General features: G+C 69.8%; 14 protein-coding genes. 4 read left to right on the forward strand and 10 right to left on the reverse strand.

The annotated features are described in order from the left end of the window. Window positions 1-114: 114 nt before the first annotated feature. Window positions 115-1,056 carry a LysR family transcriptional regulator gene (locus EV648_RS36410; protein WP_132299987.1) on the reverse strand — a complete coding sequence of 314 codons (942 nt, stop codon included), beginning with the start codon at window positions 1,054-1,056 and terminating at the stop codon, window positions 115-117. Window positions 1,057-1,140: 84 nt separating this feature from the next. Here EV648_RS36410 and EV648_RS36415 point away from each other — a divergent pair, with 84 nt between their 5' ends. The 3 genes from EV648_RS36415 (at window position 1,141) to EV648_RS36425 (ending at window position 4,062) form a co-directional block, all read left to right on the forward strand. Further along, the gene (locus EV648_RS36415; protein ID WP_132299989.1) at window positions 1,141-2,328 is read left to right on the forward strand and encodes an MFS transporter; all 1,188 of its coding nucleotides are present in this window, start codon (window positions 1,141-1,143) and stop codon (window positions 2,326-2,328) included. Next, entirely contained in the window at window positions 2,328-3,149 is an 822-nt protein-coding gene (locus EV648_RS36420; protein ID WP_132299991.1) for an alpha/beta fold hydrolase, read from the forward strand. Before EV648_RS36415 ends, EV648_RS36420 begins: the two co-directional genes overlap by 1 nt. Window positions 3,150-3,435: 286 nt before the next feature. Then, on the forward strand, window positions 3,436-4,062 hold the full coding sequence (locus EV648_RS36425) for a superoxide dismutase (protein ID WP_132299993.1): 627 nt from the start codon (window positions 3,436-3,438) through the stop codon (window positions 4,060-4,062). A 73-nt stretch (window positions 4,063-4,135) separates the two neighbouring features. On the opposite strand, the gene EV648_RS36430 is transcribed toward EV648_RS36425, so the two are convergent. From EV648_RS36430 to EV648_RS36470, 9 genes are all read right to left on the reverse strand, one after another. Beyond that, window positions 4,136-4,582: a YdeI/OmpD-associated family protein gene (locus tag EV648_RS36430; protein ID WP_132299995.1), complete on the reverse strand. Its 447-nt coding sequence runs from the start codon at window positions 4,580-4,582 to the stop codon at window positions 4,136-4,138. Next, a complete protein-coding gene (locus EV648_RS36435) occupies window positions 4,579-5,376 on the reverse strand; it encodes an alpha/beta fold hydrolase (RefSeq protein ID WP_132299997.1) in 798 nt (265 codons plus the stop codon). The genes EV648_RS36430 and EV648_RS36435 overlap by 4 nt, the downstream gene beginning before the upstream one ends. Further along, a complete protein-coding gene (locus EV648_RS36440) occupies window positions 5,373-6,149 on the reverse strand; it encodes an alpha/beta fold hydrolase (protein WP_132299999.1) in 777 nt (258 codons plus the stop codon). Before EV648_RS36440 ends, EV648_RS36435 begins: the two co-directional genes overlap by 4 nt. 170 nt (window positions 6,150-6,319) lie before the next feature. Continuing rightward, on the reverse strand, window positions 6,320-7,588 hold the full coding sequence (locus EV648_RS36445) for an RNA polymerase sigma factor (protein WP_132300001.1): 1,269 nt from the start codon (window positions 7,586-7,588) through the stop codon (window positions 6,320-6,322). A gap of 197 nt (window positions 7,589-7,785) precedes the next feature. After that, window positions 7,786-8,163 carry a YciI family protein gene (locus EV648_RS36450; RefSeq protein WP_132300003.1) on the reverse strand — a complete coding sequence of 126 codons (378 nt, stop codon included), beginning with the start codon at window positions 8,161-8,163 and terminating at the stop codon, window positions 7,786-7,788. Window positions 8,164-8,504: 341 nt separating this feature from the next. Beyond that, window positions 8,505-10,112: an HNH endonuclease signature motif containing protein gene (locus EV648_RS36455; protein WP_158294170.1), complete on the reverse strand. Its 1,608-nt coding sequence runs from the start codon at window positions 10,110-10,112 to the stop codon at window positions 8,505-8,507. 184 nt (window positions 10,113-10,296) lie between these two features. Then, window positions 10,297-12,102, reverse strand: a complete 1,806-nt coding sequence (locus EV648_RS36460; RefSeq protein WP_241995948.1) for an LCP family protein — start codon at window positions 12,100-12,102, stop codon at window positions 10,297-10,299. Between the two features lie 165 nt (window positions 12,103-12,267). Next, entirely contained in the window at window positions 12,268-12,534 is a 267-nt protein-coding gene (locus EV648_RS36465; protein WP_132195840.1) for a hypothetical protein, read from the reverse strand. A gap of 70 nt (window positions 12,535-12,604) precedes the next feature. Next, a complete protein-coding gene (locus EV648_RS36470) occupies window positions 12,605-13,279 on the reverse strand; it encodes an SDR family NAD(P)-dependent oxidoreductase (RefSeq protein WP_132300007.1) in 675 nt (224 codons plus the stop codon). 55 nt (window positions 13,280-13,334) lie between these two features. Here EV648_RS36470 and EV648_RS36475 point away from each other — a divergent pair, with 55 nt between their 5' ends. Continuing rightward, window positions 13,335-14,288: an NAD-dependent epimerase/dehydratase family protein gene (locus EV648_RS36475; RefSeq protein ID WP_132300009.1), complete on the forward strand. Its 954-nt coding sequence runs from the start codon at window positions 13,335-13,337 to the stop codon at window positions 14,286-14,288. The last annotated feature ends 149 nt before the right edge of the window (window positions 14,289-14,437 follow it).

A 14,437-nucleotide genomic window follows, 5' to 3' on the forward strand; every position in this document is an offset into this window, starting at 1 on the left:
GGCGGCGAGTTCGTCACTCGCCCGGGACTGCAGGTCGCCGAGATCTGCAGTGTGTCGGGTTCTCCGCCGATCCCTACCCGGCAAGGGCTGAATGGGGCTGGCGTGTTCTCGCCGTCACCGTCTGGCGGATGCTTCTGGCTCGGGGAGCCAGGCTCCGGGCGGGATCGACAGCCAGTCGTCGGCCGCGAGCTCGTCGACTGCCTCATTGAGGGCATCCAGCGCAGGATGAACGAGGTCGGCTCGCCACATCATCGACCACGGGTAGAGAACCACCGGATCCACGAGAGGCCGCAGTACGGCGCCTGGAACCGCGGGCTGGGTGGTCATCGTCAGGATCGGCGCGTCGCGGTCGCGGACGTGCTGCGCGAGTTCGTCGGCGCCCTGGACGTGGGGATGAGCACCGCCGCTGTCGACACCGAAGGGCGCGAGCAGCTGGAGTGCTGCGTGGTCCCACGCCGCCGTCGCGTGATTCCCGGCCCGGAAGCACACACCGGTCCCGCGCAGGGCCTCCAGCGGAACGGCGGCAAGCTCGGCGAGCGGGTGCCGCTCAGGGATCAGGACCGCCAGCGGCTCATGTCGTACTACGCGCTCCCGCAGGCCGTCGGCCTGGGTGAGATTGCGGCCGAAACTCACGTCCAGACGCTCGGACAGGAGCAACGGCACCGCCAGCTCGGTACCGGTGTGGAAGCGCGCGAAGAACTCCAAATCGGGCGCGTTCCGCCGGGCCGCGGCGAGCACGAGCGCCGGAGTGAGCCCGGGGCCGACCACGTCGACGGTCAACGACGGAGCCTCGCCGCGGAGTTCGCGGACGGTGAGGTCGTGCAGGGCGAGCAGTTCGCGAGCGCGGACCAGGAGCTTGCGTCCCGAGGGCGTCAACTCGACGCGACGGGTGGTGCGGTCGAGCAGCCGGACGCCGAGGCGGTCCTCCAGCCGGCGGATGTCGCGGCTGAGCGCCTGCTGCGCGATGAAGAGCCGCTGGGCGGCGCGGCTGAAGTGCAGTTCCTCCGCCACGACGACGAAGTACCGCAGCAGCCGGATCTCGAGGTCGTCGGGCACCTCACCTTATTAACACACCAGCTGCGTGAATAGGCGCCCAACAGGTGTTGGCGTCCGGGCCGTCGGCTGCCTCATGGTCGAGGCATGGGAGCACGAGGACGGACCGCCGGCTGCTACGGCGTGACCGGCGTACTGAACGCGTTGTGGGGTGCGACGTTGCCGGCCACCGACGTGCGGCTTGACCTCGGCGCCGGACGGCTGGGTGGGCTGCTGATGGCTCTAGCAGTCGGCGCCTTGGTGGCGATGCCGATCGCCGGACGTCTGGCGGATCGGTGGACTGGTCAACGTCTGCTTCGGTGGACGATGCCGAGCGCGTCGCTGGCGCTGGCTCTCACGGCGCTGGCACCGTCGGCCGGCGTACTGACCGTGTCGGCCGTCGTGCTCGGGATGCTGTCGGGCGCACTCAATGTCGCCCTCAGCCTGCAGGCGGTAGGTGCCGAGCGGGCGACCGGCCGGCCGGTGATGGCGACGATGCACGGCACCTGGACCCTCGGCGCAGTCTTCGGAGGCGCCGTGGTCACTGCCGGCCTGCACCTCGGTGTAGACGTCCAGCCACTACTGCTGACCGGCGCCGCCGTCCTGTTCACCACCACCCTCGCCCTCAGCAGGAACCTGCACCCGGTCCCTGGCCCCGAGTCTGCACGCGAGGCCGCCCAGCCTGAGCCACGTCGGGTTGGTCTGGTGGTTGGGCTTGGGGTGGTGGGGGCGGCGGCATTTCTCACCGAGGGGGCGGCGACGGACTGGGCCGGGGTGCATGCGACGCGGGTGTTGGGGGCTACTACCGCGGTCGGGTCGCTCGTCTACACCGCCTTCTTCGTCGCGATGACCGTCGTGCGCTTCGCCGGCGACCCGGTGCGTGCGCGACTCGGGCCGGCATTGACGATCCGGATCGCCGGAGGAACCGCGACAGCGGGGTACGGGCTGGTCCTGCTGGCAGGCGCCGCCCCAACGCCGCGGGTCGGCACGGCCATCGTCGGCTGGGTGCTCGCCGGCGCCGGGATGGCGGTGGTCTGGCCCGTGGTGGTCAGCGCGCTGGGCACGTCCGGCGCCTCTGCCCGCCGCCTGTCGACCGTCACCACCATCAGCTACGGCGGCGGCCTCGTCGGCCCCGCTCTGATCGGCTCGGTCGCCGGCCGGGCCGGGCTACCGACCGCCCTCCTGATCCCGGCGGCGCTCGCGGTCCTGGTAGCCGCCGCAGCACCCGCCGTCCTGAACCAGTACCTCGCGACCAGCGAGGCGGAAAGAAGAACCACCACCATGAGGAGCACCTGATGAACCAGACCCTGACCGCCCTGACCCTCGACGTCGACGACGCCCGCCTGTACTACGAAGTGCGCGGTACCGGTCCGCTCGTCGTCCTCGTCGGCGCACCCATGGACGCCCGGTCGTTCGCGCCGCTGGCGGAGTTGCTCGCCACGGAGTACACCGTGCTGACGACCGACTCGCGCGGGATCAACCGCAGCCTGCTCGACGATCCCGAGCAGGACTCGACCCCGCAGCAGCGGGCCGGTGACCTCGCCGCCCTGATCTCCCACGTCGGCGCCGGACCGGCCATCGCCTTCGGTTCGAGCGGTGGCGCGGTCAGCGTGCTCGCGCTGGCGCAACACCACCCCGACGTGGTCAGCACCGTGATCGCCCACGAACCACCGCTGCTGAACCTGCTCGACGACCGGGCCGAGCAGCACGCACTGTCGGCGGATATGCGCGCGACCTATCGGTCCGGCGACGTGATCGGTGCCTGGCGGAAGTTCTTCGCGCAGGCGAACATCTTCCTGCCCGAGGACGCGATCGAAGGCTTGTTCGGCGGCGAGCGGGATCCGCAGTCGGTCGCCGACGAGCGGTTCTGGTTCACGCATGAGCTGGGCGAGAGCGTCGGCTGGCAGCCGGATGTCGATGCCTTGCGAGACGGCCCTGTGCACATCGTGGTCGGCATCGGCGAGGACTCGGCCGGCCAGCTCTGCGAGCGGACCTCGACCGCGCTGGCCGCTGGACTGGGCGTCGTCCCGCTCCGCTTCCGGGGCGACCACACCGGCTTCGCGGAACACCCCGACGCGTTCGCCCCCACCCTGCGCACGGTCCTGGCCGACAGCTGACGACGGACTCTCGGGCGACCACAGGGTGAACTGTTGCGAGGCCGCCTACGGACCGGTGGACCGAAGGGGCAGACTAGGAGCTGCCGGTGGGCCCGTGCGGTCCACCGACCGCGACTGCCGGAGCGGGTCGAGGCGGCACCATGTGTCGCTTGACCTCAACACTGGTTGAAGTTTCAAGGTAGAGCCTGGAGGTGGGTTAGGCCGGGCGCCCCGACGGGCACCGGGTCCGCGCACCCCTCGGACTCGCAGCAGAACGGCCCTTCGGGGCCCTGACGAAGGAGCAGAGTTGACCACGTCGTACACGCTTCCGGATCTCTCCTATGACTACGGCGCCCTGGCGCCGCACATCTCCGGCGAGATCATGGAGCTGCACCACTCCAAGCACCACCAGACGTACGTGAACGCCCTGAACGACACCCTGGAGAAGCTGGCCGCGGCCCGCGAGAAGGGTGACTTCGGCTCGATCGTCGGTCTGGAGAAGACGCTCGCCTTCAACCTCGGCGGACACGTCAACCACTCCATCTTCTGGAAGAACCTGTCCCCGGACGGCGGCGACAAGCCGGACGGCGAGCTCGGCGCCGCGCTGGACGAGGCGTTCGGCTCGTTCGACGCGTTCCAGGCCCACTTCACCGCGGCGGCGACCACGATCCAGGGCTCCGGCTGGGCGATCCTCGGCTGGGACGCGCTGCAGGGCAACCTGCTGATCCACCAGCTGTACGACCAGCAGGCCAACCTGCCGGCCGGGCAGATCCCGATCGTGATGCTGGACATGTGGGAGCACGCCTTCTACCTGCAGTACAAGAACGTGAAGCCGGACTACGTCAAGGCCTGGTGGAACGTCGTGAACTGGGCGGACGCCCAGGCCCGCTTCGACGCGGCCCGCGCGAACGCCGGCGGTCTGATCACGCTCTGATCGAACCTCTCACGTCCGAAGAACCTCGGCCTGGTGGCCAAGGTTCTTCGGACGTAACGGGTGTGACTGCGGTTCAGCGCTGGCCGCGGCCGGAGGCGAGCCGCTCCACCGCCTTCTCGATCCGGTTCCGCCGGGTCTCCGGCTTCTTCGCCTCCTCGATCCCGAGCACGAACCAGCTGCGCTGGCTGTACGACAGCCCGTCGAAGAACGCCCGCGCCTTCGGCTCCGCAGCGAGCGCCGCCGCGAAGTCCTCCGGTACGGCGACCTCCCGCGGCTCGGTGTCCAGCTCGAGCTCGACCTCGATCTCGTCCCCGCCGGCCACCCCGGCCGCTTCGCGGTTCTTCGCGCTCAGCGAGATCATGTACCGGCCGCCCATCACCGCGACGGTGTTGCGGTAGGTGTATCCGGCAACGGTGACGACCACCGGCGGCTTCTTGCCCTTGCCGAGCGCAACGATGACCTCCTCGGGCACCTCGATCCCGGTCGTGGTGGTGCCCTGCAACGTGGTCCGGAACTTCATCGTGACCCACCTCCGAAGAACTCCGTCAGCACCGGCGCGATCGCCGTCGCCTTGATCATGTGGTTCTGCCCCGGGATCTCCTGGTGCGCCGCTCCCGGTACCGCGTCCGCGACCGCCTTGACGGAGGTGCGCATCCAGGCTGGGCTCTTGCCACCGCCGACGACCAGCACCGGAGCGGTCACCCCGCTCCACTGGGACGCGTCGAGCGGCTTGCCCTTGACGTTGTCGCCGAGGATCGCCGCGTCGTACCAGACGGTGTGCGCGACGGCCTTCATCGGCTTCCAGGCCGGCATCAGCTTCATCATCGTGACGACGAAGCCCGGCAACCCGATCCCCTTGGTCATGAAGTACTTGATCGCGTCGCCCGGGCGGTCGGCGAGGCCGCGCAGGTCCTCGACCCAGGTCGGCGGGATCTGGCGCTGGTCGTCGACCACGAACGGCGCCTCGAACACGACCAGCTTGGTCATCGGTACTCCGGCCGCCGCGGCCCGCAGCGCCAGCGCCCCACCGGAGGACGTGCCGTACACGTACGCCGACCCGCCCGCCTCCTCGATCACCGCGGCCAGGTCCTCCACCTCGCGATCGACGTCGTACTCCGCCGTGTCGCCGCTGTCGCCCCGGCCGCGCCGGTCGTAGTTGTAGACGGTGAATCCCGCGGCCAGCAGTTCAGCCAGCTCGGGCATCGGTCCCTGCGCGCGACTGCAGAGCGCGCCGTCGACCAGGACGACCGCGGGCCCCTCCCCGCGGCGGTCGTACGCGATCTTCGTTCCATCCTTCGAGACCACGGCGTTCATCCCCAGAACTCCTTCAACGCGGGCGCCAGTACGGCGGGGTCGACATTGTGCTCCTGGTCGGGCAGCACGCGGTGGCTGCCGTCCTTCAACTGATCCACGACGGCCTGGTTGCCGAGCTTCATCCACTCCCCGGCGGCGCCGCCGGTCAGCACCTGCGTCGGCTGGATGACAGCGGCGATCGCCTCGACCGGGACCGAGTAGTCGCCCATCACCGTCGCGTCGTACGCGAGCGTGTGCGCGATCGCCTCCTGAGCGGGCCACCACGGCGACGCCTTCGCCATCTCGACGAACTCGGCCGGCAGCCCGACGACCTCGGCCATGAAGTACTCCGCGGCCTTGTCCCTGCGACCGGCCGCCACGAACTCACGGTAGATCGACGCGGTGTCGGCCGGCGGGCGCTCGCGAGTGCCTTCGAGGATGTACGGCGGCTCCCACAGCGCCAGGCGGTTCACCGGACGGCCGGCGGCGGTGGCGAGCAGTGCGAGCGCGGCTCCGGACGAGGTCCCGTAGAGATGCGCCGAGCCGCCGGCGACGGCGAAGATCGCGTCCAGGTCCTCGAACTCCCGCTCGACCTCATAGACCTCGGCGTCGCCGCTGTCGCCCCGGCCACGGCGGTCATAGTTGTAGACGGTGTAGTCCTGCGCGAGCAAGGCGGCCAGCGGGGCGTTCGACATCCGGTCCACCGATCCGCCGCAGACCAGGACGACAGCGGGGCCGTCGCCGAGCCGGTCGTACGCGATGGAGGTGCCGTCGGCCGAGATGACGTTTTCCATGGTGGTGCTCCTTCTCAGAGGGCCAACGTCTCGATTGGCCCGGTGTGAGCGAGCCCGGTGCCGATCACCTGGCCGCACCACTGCGTCGAACATCGAAGGGCTGAATCGACACCCCCGGCCGAGAAACTTTCCAGCCCCCGCGCCCGCGTCGCTCGGGCGGTCGCTGGCACCTAACAGGCCGCCGCCCGGTCGAGCAGGAGGGCGCGCTCGCGCTCGTTGCGGGTCAGGCCGGCCGCCTTCTCGAACTCCACCCGCGCCTCGTCGAGCCGGCCCAGCTTGAACAGCAGGTCGCCTCGCACGCTCGGCAGCAGGTGGTAGTCCTTCAGCGACGGCTCATCGGCCAGCGCATCCACCGCGACGAGCCCCCGCTCCGGCCCGAAGGCCATCGAGATCGCCACCGCCCGGTTGAGCTCCACCACCGGCGACGGCGTCACCTGCGCCAGTACGTCGTACAGACCCGCGATTCGAGCCCAATCGGTGTCATCGGCCTCGGCGGCCCGGGCATGACAGGCTGCGATGGCCGCCTGCAGGAGATAGGGGCCGGGGGTGCCCCCGAGGGTCCAGGCGCGGTCGATGCTCTCCAGACCGCGGCGGATCAGCAGCCGGTCCCAGCGGCGGCGGTCCTGGTCGAGCAACAGGACGGGCTCGCCGTTCGGGCCGACCCGGGCGTTCGCGCGCGAGGCCTGGAGCTCCATCAGCGCAAGCAGGCCGTGGACCTCAGGCTCCCCCGGCATCAGCTCGGCCAGCAGCCGGCCGAGCCGCATCGCCTCGTTGCACAGGGCCGGACGCATCCAGTCGTCACCCGCGGTCGCGGAGTACCCCTCGTTGTAGATCAGGTAGACGACCTCGAGCACCGACGACAGGCGCTGGATCAGGTCATCGCCGGTGGGGACCTCGAACTGCACGTCGGCCTTCGCGAGGTTGCGCTTGGCCCGCACGATCCGCTGCGCGATGGTCGCCTCGGGCGCCAGGAACGCCCGGCCGATCTCGTCGGTCTTCAGGCCGCCCAGCAGCCGGAGCGTCAGTGACACTCGGGCGTCCGTGGTCAGCACCGGGTGGCAGGCGGTGAAGACGAGCCGGAGCAGATCGTCCTCGATCGTTTCGTCGAGGATCGCCTCTACGTCGTCCTCGACACTGTCGCCGTCGATCTCCAGCTCGTGGCCCATCTCGGCGAGCTTGCGCTGGTAGGTCTCCTTGCGCCGGATCAGGTCGATCGCACGCCGCTTGGCGATCGCCATCAGCCAGGCGCCGGGGTTGTTCGGCACGCCCGACTCCGGCCACTGCTCCAGCGCCGCCACCAGCGCGTCCTGCGCCAGCTCCTCGGCCAGGCCGACATCCCGCACGATCCGCGCGACGCCGGCGATGATCCTCGCCGACTCGATCCGCCAGACCGCATCGATCGCCCCGTGCGTGTCCCCGTACGTGTCCGCTACCGTCACCCGACCGATAGAACCCCACCCCCGGCCCAACAGCAAGCGCCACCCCACCGAAGCCCTACACCGCGGTCAGGCCCACACCCGCGCCGGAGGCACAGCCGCGCCCTCGGACCACACCCACAGCCGCGGCACAGGCCCGCGTTGAAGGCGCGGGCCCCGCTCGACTGCCGTTGGTTGAGCTTCTCGACGGGAGGCGGTGTCTACTGCTGGTAGAGCCCTGAGTCCGGAGCGAAGTCGGCTTCCTCGACCACCTTGCGGAGCTCGACCTCGGCGTCGAGCGCCTCGGCCAGCCGGGCGGCCCACTCGATCGCCTCGTCCTTGTTGCGTACGTCGATGACGATGATGCCGCCGATCAGCTCCTTGGTCTCGGCGAACGGGCCATCGGTGACGGTCCGCTTACCCCCGGACACCTTCACCCGGGCACCCAGCGCGCTGCGGTGCACACCCTCGCCGATCAGCAGCACACCCGCCTTGGTCAGGTCGTCCATCAGCTTGCCGACCCCCTCGACGACCTCGTCACTGGGAAACCGCCCCGCCTCGGTGTTCTCGTCAGCCTTGTTGATGATCATGTAGCGCATCGCTGTCTACTCCCCTGGTCGAAGTCTCCGAACACTTACTCTCACGTCGACCGGGTCACCACCAGATCGACACTCGACTTCCACAAGCTTTCAGCCGCACCGCCGAACAGCCAACTCCACCGCCACCGCCGCCGCCGACGGCCAGGCAGCCAGGCGTTGGCCGTACCGGCGACAGCCGGACAGGCGGTCTCGTCCCAACTGCCGGTACCGCGGCGCCCACTCGGACTGGTAGGTCCGTCCGTGCCTGGTAGCAGGCGCAGACGGCGCTGTCGGGTGGTTCGCGCCGGTCCGGTGGGCGGTGGCGGCCCGGTGAGCGGTGGCGGCCCGGGTAGCGGTGGCGGTCACGGGCCTGGGGAGGCGGTGTTGTCGGTGCCCCAGGGATTGAGGCGGATGGCCTCAGCCGCGGAGATCCAAGGGACGTCGGTGACGTAAGGCCATGCTCGTACCGCGCGCGCAGGTGCCTGTGCGAGCACGGCAGCGCCAGTGGAGGCAGGGGTGTGCGCCCGGGCGGGTGTCCGGGTGGAGGTTGTGGTTGGTGGTGCTGGAGTTGGTGGATCACCGGGCACGGGGAGCCGCAATGGCGTGGGGCGCGGCGCGGGCGGGTCGGCCCAGGTGGGGCGGGATACGGCGACGGCGCCGTCGTGGATCTTGATGGTCCAGTGGCCTGCGTGGACGCCGCGATGGTGGGCTTTGCAGAGCAGGACGAGGTTCCACAGCGCGGTGGGGCCGCCGTCTGCCCAGTGGATCAGGTGGTGGGCGTCGCAGTGGATCGGTGGCGCTCCGCACACCACACAGCCCTTGTCTCTCCTGATCAGCGCCCGGCGCATTGCGCGGTTGACGAATCGTTGCAGCATGCCGACGTCCAAGGGCTCGGAGTTCGAGCCGAGCACGATCGGGATGATGCCCGCGTCACAGGCGAGCCGGCGGATCGCGCCCGCGGACAGGCTGCCGCCGTAGATGAGATCGCCTGTACCAGTCGTGCGTTGATTCCCGTACGCCGTTGGGATGCCGGCAGCGTCGACGGCACCGAACTGCCCGGGCGCCGCCCTGCCCTCGCTGGCCTCGCTGACGGTGTCGCCGTTGGTGTTCGAGATGGCGGCTTTGAGGTCGTTGTAGTCGATGGTGACCGAGATGGCGAGGTTGCGGTGGCCGGTGTCGTCGGCGCCCGCGGCGATGGCGAGCAGGGTGGAGAGGGCGTCGGCTTGGCGCTTGTCGCGGGGGCGGGGATCCAGCTCGCCGTCGATGGTTTTGTGGGGCTTCGCGAGGGCGTGGATCGCGGTCTTCAATGCTTCGGCGTTCTCGTTGGCCAGGAAGCCGCCGAACTTGAGGCCGTGATCAGCCTCCTTCAGCCACAGGTTCTCGCGGAGGTAGGCCTTGTCCTCGGCCGGTTGGGGGCCGTCGGTGTCGAGAGTGTCGCGGACTCGCTTGCCGAGCTTTCGCAACTCGATGGGGGTCAGGTGGCGGGCCGCCTTCACCATTTCCCTCTCCGCGACCTCCAGGTCCTCCTCTGGCACCATCGCGGCAGTGGGGATCTTCTCCAACGCGGTGACGATCGCCTCCGCCTGGGCAGGATGCAGCACAACCGGCATCGACTGTGGCGTTTCGACCACACCGTCATCGGCATCGGCATCGAGGACATCGGTGGGGTCGTGAACAGTCGCTGTGAGAGCGTCGGGGAGGGCGGCGGCGACGGCCGGGTATTTGCTCAAGGTGGTGGCAAGCTTGAGGTCCCGGCGAACGTCGGCGAGGTCGAGGCGGTGACGCAGCGACAGCAGGTGGATGGTGTCGGGAGCGCCGAGTTCTTTGGCGTAGCCGATCTCGTCGAGGCGTTCGAGGATTTGCAGCCGGTAGGTCAGGCGCGTGGAGATGTCGACGTGCAGTGCGTCGAGAGCGGTCAGCAGTTCGCTGCCGCTCATCGAGCACGGCGGTCGCAGATCCACGAGTTCCATACCCAGGAGCCTAGACATCTCCACGGACAGTTTCGAACCAGAAAGCCCTTATTTACAAGGACTCTGACGATTGGCCGGAAGCGGTCAAGTTGTCCACAGTCGCACAGCTGATAGATCCGCTGATGGCAGGATCAGGACAGCTCATCCACAGGGAAACGGCCGACCGCTGCGGTCTGGGGCGCGGTCAGCTGTCGGGTTGGTCGGTGGTGGGGTGGTAGGCGCAGGCGTCCTCGAGGTTCTCGGTCGGCGCGGGGGGCGTCGCCTTGCCGGAGGTTGCCGGCTTGCCGGGCGAGGTGCTCTTGCCGGGCGGTGTGCTCTTGCCGGGGGTGGGGCCGGCGCCGGCCGCCGCACTTGGGGGTTCCGGCTTGGCGGACAGGGCTTTCTCGACTGTTTCGCGGAGGCCCTCGTAGTCGGGGTGGAGGTACTTGAGGCGGAGTTTCGAGACGTCCAGGGCGACGTTCGAAACGGTCGCCGACTTGACCTTGAAGGCGAGTTGGATCAGGGCGGGCAGGAGTTCCTGCGGGATGTCGGTGCGGAGCAGGTTCTTGCCGGCCTTCGCGATGGCCTGGTACTTCGTGGCCAGGGTGGTCGGGTCGGCCGCGTCGACGATGCCCTTGATCGCGCATCGCTGACGGATCTGGCGCTGGTCGTCGTCGGCGCCGTACCGGCCGCGGGCGAACCAGAGGGCGCGGAAGCCGTTCAGGTGCTGGTTCGGGCCGGGCTCGATCCACTGGCCCGGCGGGATGTGCGAGCTGCTGATGCCGCCCATCGCCACCCGCTCGTTGACGTTGACGGTGATCCCGCCTAGCGCGTCCACGATGTCGTCGAAGCCCTGCAGGTTGACCTGCAGGTAGTAGTCAATCTTCAACCCGGTCGCCTCGCCGACCGACTGCTTCACCACGTCGGCGCCCTCGTTGTCGGACGGCCCGAGAATGCCGGGATGTGCCTCCGGGATGTTCTGGTACATCGCGGTCAGCATCCACTCCAGCCGGCCCTCGAGACTCAGTCCCTCCTGCCCGAAGCCGTTCGGATAGAACCGACGCAGCGGCGAGTCCTTCGGGAACGGCATGAAGGTCAGTTGCCGCGGCATCGAGATGAGCGAGGTGTCGCCGGTCTTCGTATCGATGCTGGCGACGATCACCGTGTCGGCACGAACCCCGACCCGCCTCGGACCGTCGTCGCCGCCGAGCAGCAAGAGGTTCAGCCGGGGCCGGTCCTCCCACGGGTCCTTCACGTTGACGGTCGACGGCCGGGTCGCGCTCTTGCTCTCGTCCTGGGCGACGAAGACGTTCTGCACCAGGTCGAGCTGGGCCAGCACGCTCTGTACTGCGAGCGCGGCCGGCGCAGCGATCGCGAAGGTGAGCACCCCGACCAGCAGGGCGCCGGTGAACCGGGCACCCCGGCCGGCAGTTGCCGGACGCAACAACCGGTGCGAGCCGACGATCACCACGATCCAGAGCAGAGCCACCGCGCCGATCAGGACACTGGTGGCCAGCAACCGGCTCGGCACCACCGCGGCAGCGAGCACGTCCTCGCGCCGGGTCAGCGTGACGTAGACGGCGAGGCCGACGAGGCCGATCCACAGGGTCAGCACGAACGCCCCGAGCCGCTTGCGCCCGCCGATCACCAGGCCGAGCCCGGGCAGCAGCGCGCCGAACAGCGTCAACCACAGCGACCGCGGCAGCGACCGGTTCACCGGACGCCCCGCTGGGCTGCTGACCGCACTGCTCACGAGGGCACCACTCGCGGGCGCCTCGCTCGGCTGCGGCTCGCGCGGCGGCTCGCGCGGGGGTGGTTCGCTCGGCGGCGCCTCGCTCGGGGTCGCCTCGAGGCGGTCGCGGATCTGCTCAGCGGCGTCGCTGCTCGGGGGCGCGTCGTCGCTCGCGGGCACGTCGGCGGGGTCCGACGCATCGGACGCAGTGTCGGATGCCTGGCCGGACACACGGCTGGAAGCACTGTCGGCGCGCTTGGCGCGGGATCGACGACCCATGGCCTCCCCTGTCAGCCCCGAGGGTTCGTGCGACAAGTACCCACGCCGCACACCTCTTCAGACGCCGGGCCGGGCCGAACGGTTTACCCCCACCTCATGTGTACCTCACCGACGGTGACAACCGTGAGGGTTCGTTCACCCACAGTTCAACCGGCGACGTCCCGGTCACCGAAAGTCCACCTGCCCCTGCGGCACCCTGGACGGCTCCAGCGGGCGCAGCAACCCGGCCGCGAACCACGCCTCGACGGACTTCGCCTCCTTAGGGTTCGGCACGTAGACCACCCGGGCCATCCAGTCGTCGGAGTTGCTCCGCCGCCACTCCAGGATCAGCCCTGGCCAGGGGCCGCGCTCGTACGCAGTACCGAGAACCCAGCAGTGGCGCCGCTTGTGATCCGGCGGCGGTTCGCGCGGATAGCGCCTGTTGCTCCCCATTCCCCAAGCATCGCACAGAGGTTCGAATACTGCGCAAGCCGCTGCCTGAGGTTGTGGACAGCGGCCTTGGTCACACCGGAATGCGGGCGCCCCTGACGCCGTCGGTCTCGGCCAGGAAGCGCAGCACAGTGGCGATCCGGGACGGCGGCGTCCACTTGCTGGTGTCGGCCTTGGGCCTGGCGGCGCGGTTGGCCGGGGTGTCGATGGTGCCCGGCAGGATCACGTTCACGCGGATGCCGTCCTTCGCGTACTCCGCGTTCAGCGCGTCGGCGAGGGCGAGCACGCCCGCCTTGGCGGTGATGTACCCGGCCGCTCCCGAGAACGGCTTCAGCGCCGAGCCACTCGACGTACAGACGATCGATCCGCCACCACCGGCGAGCAGGTGCGGCAGGACCGCCTGCGTGATCAGGTACGTCGGGCGCAGGTTCAACCGCAACTGACTCTCGAAGTCCTCGATCGGCGTCTCGTGCAGCCGCCCACCGGACGCGAATCCGCCTACCAGGTTGAGCAAAGCCCGCACCGGAGCACCTCCATCTGCGGCCGCGACCCGAGCAACCTCAGCCGCGTCAGCAGGATCGGACAGATCAGCCACCACGGTCTGCAGCCGCTCGTGCGACCCCAACTCAGCCAGCGACTCCGCCCGCCGCCCCGGCACGACAACCCGCCACCCAGCCCCGAGAAACGCCCCCGTAACCGCCGCCCCCAGCCCACCCGTGCCACCAGCAACAACCACAGTCCGACTCATACCCTGCACCCTAATCCGGTCGCACCGACGCGGGCGGAACACTACGGTCGAGCCCATGCGGATCCTGGTTCTCGGCGGTACGTCGTTCGTCGGCCGGGCGATCGTGAGCGACGCGCTGCGCCACGACGCCGAGGTCACCCTCTTCAGCCGGGGCAAGACCGGCACCGACCTCTTCCCCGAGGCCGCGCGGCTGATCGGCGATCGCGACACCGGCGACTACCGGGCTCTCGAACGCGGCGAGTGGGACGCCGTCGTCGACGTCAGCGCCTACCAGAGCCGGGAGGTGGACGGCGCCATGGACGCGCTCGGCGACCGGGCCGGCCGCTACGTCTTCATCTCCAGCCACGCGGTCTACCTCCGGACCGGAGTGGCCCCGGGATCGGACGAGTCCACGCCGCGCCGGGAGCCGTTGCGGGCCGCTGATCAGCTCGACAACGAGACCTACGGGCGCTGCAAGGTCGCGTGCGAGGACGACGTACTTGCCCGCTACGGAGACCGCGCCACTATCGTCCGGCCGGGCAAGGTCGCCGGCGCCTACGACTCCTCGGACACAGTCCTTTACTGGGTACGACGAGGCGCCCGCGGCGGCCGGGTGGCTCTTCCGGGCAGCGTGGACCAGCCGATCCAGCTCATCGACAGCCGGGATCTCGCCCGGTTGGTGGTCCAACTGTTCGCTGACGACAGGTCCGGCGCCTTCAACGCCGTAGGGCCGCTCGAGCCGACCACCATCGGCGGCGTGATCCGGACGGCCGCCGGGATCGCCGGTCAGGACGTGGAGATCGTGCCGGTGCCGGCGGACGCAGTACGGGGGCCGTTGTTGTTGCCGGAGGAGGAATGGCCGTCCCGCCAGCGGAGTTCGGCGAAGGCGCGGGCGGCGGGGATGCCCGCCACTCCGCTGCCGGTCACGATCGCCGATGTGCTCGCCTGGGACCGGCATCGCGGTGAACCGCCGCTCCAGGCCGGGTTCTCAGCTGAGGAAGAGGCTGCGCTACTCGGCGGGCAGCGCTAGCGTTCGGCCGGCGTCGCGGGCGGCGTCGATGCTGCGGGCCAGCTGCGGTCCGAGCACGGCTTCGAGCTCGGCCGTCGCCATCCCACGAGCCACCTCGCGCTGGCGGGCGCGGAGTACGGACTGTTCGTGCAGGACCTGGCCGAGGTCCC

Source organism: Kribbella sp. VKM Ac-2568 (assembly GCF_004345365.1).
Classification (GTDB): Bacteria; Actinomycetota; Actinomycetes; order Propionibacteriales; family Kribbellaceae; genus Kribbella; species Kribbella orskensis.

Bases quoted from the DNA above. Each gene is read 5' to 3' on its own strand.
- EV648_RS36465 (WP_132195840.1), bottom strand. From the start codon at position 12,534: ATGGGGAGCAACAGGCGCTATCCGCGCGAACCGCCGCCGGATCACAAG.
- EV648_RS36450 (WP_132300003.1), bottom strand. From the start codon at position 8,163: ATGCGCTACATGATCATCAACAAGGCTGACGAGAACACCGAGGCGGGG.
- EV648_RS36440 (WP_132299999.1), bottom strand. From the start codon at position 6,149: ATGGAAAACGTCATCTCGGCCGACGGCACCTCCATCGCGTACGACCGG.
- EV648_RS36420 (WP_132299991.1), top strand. From the start codon at position 2,328: ATGAACCAGACCCTGACCGCCCTGACCCTCGACGTCGACGACGCCCGC.
- EV648_RS36435 (WP_132299997.1), bottom strand. From the start codon at position 5,376: ATGAACGCCGTGGTCTCGAAGGATGGAACGAAGATCGCGTACGACCGC.
- EV648_RS36475 (WP_132300009.1), top strand. From the start codon at position 13,335: ATGCGGATCCTGGTTCTCGGCGGTACGTCGTTCGTCGGCCGGGCGATC.
- EV648_RS36415 (WP_132299989.1), top strand. From the start codon at position 1,141: ATGGGAGCACGAGGACGGACCGCCGGCTGCTACGGCGTGACCGGCGTA.
- EV648_RS36455 (WP_158294170.1), bottom strand. From the start codon at position 10,112: ATGGAACTCGTGGATCTGCGACCGCCGTGCTCGATGAGCGGCAGCGAA.
- EV648_RS36460 (WP_241995948.1), bottom strand. From the start codon at position 12,102: ATGGGTCGTCGATCCCGCGCCAAGCGCGCCGACAGTGCTTCCAGCCGT.
- EV648_RS36430 (WP_132299995.1), bottom strand. From the start codon at position 4,582: ATGAAGTTCCGGACCACGTTGCAGGGCACCACCACGACCGGGATCGAG.
- EV648_RS36470 (WP_132300007.1), bottom strand. From the start codon at position 13,279: ATGAGTCGGACTGTGGTTGTTGCTGGTGGCACGGGTGGGCTGGGGGCG.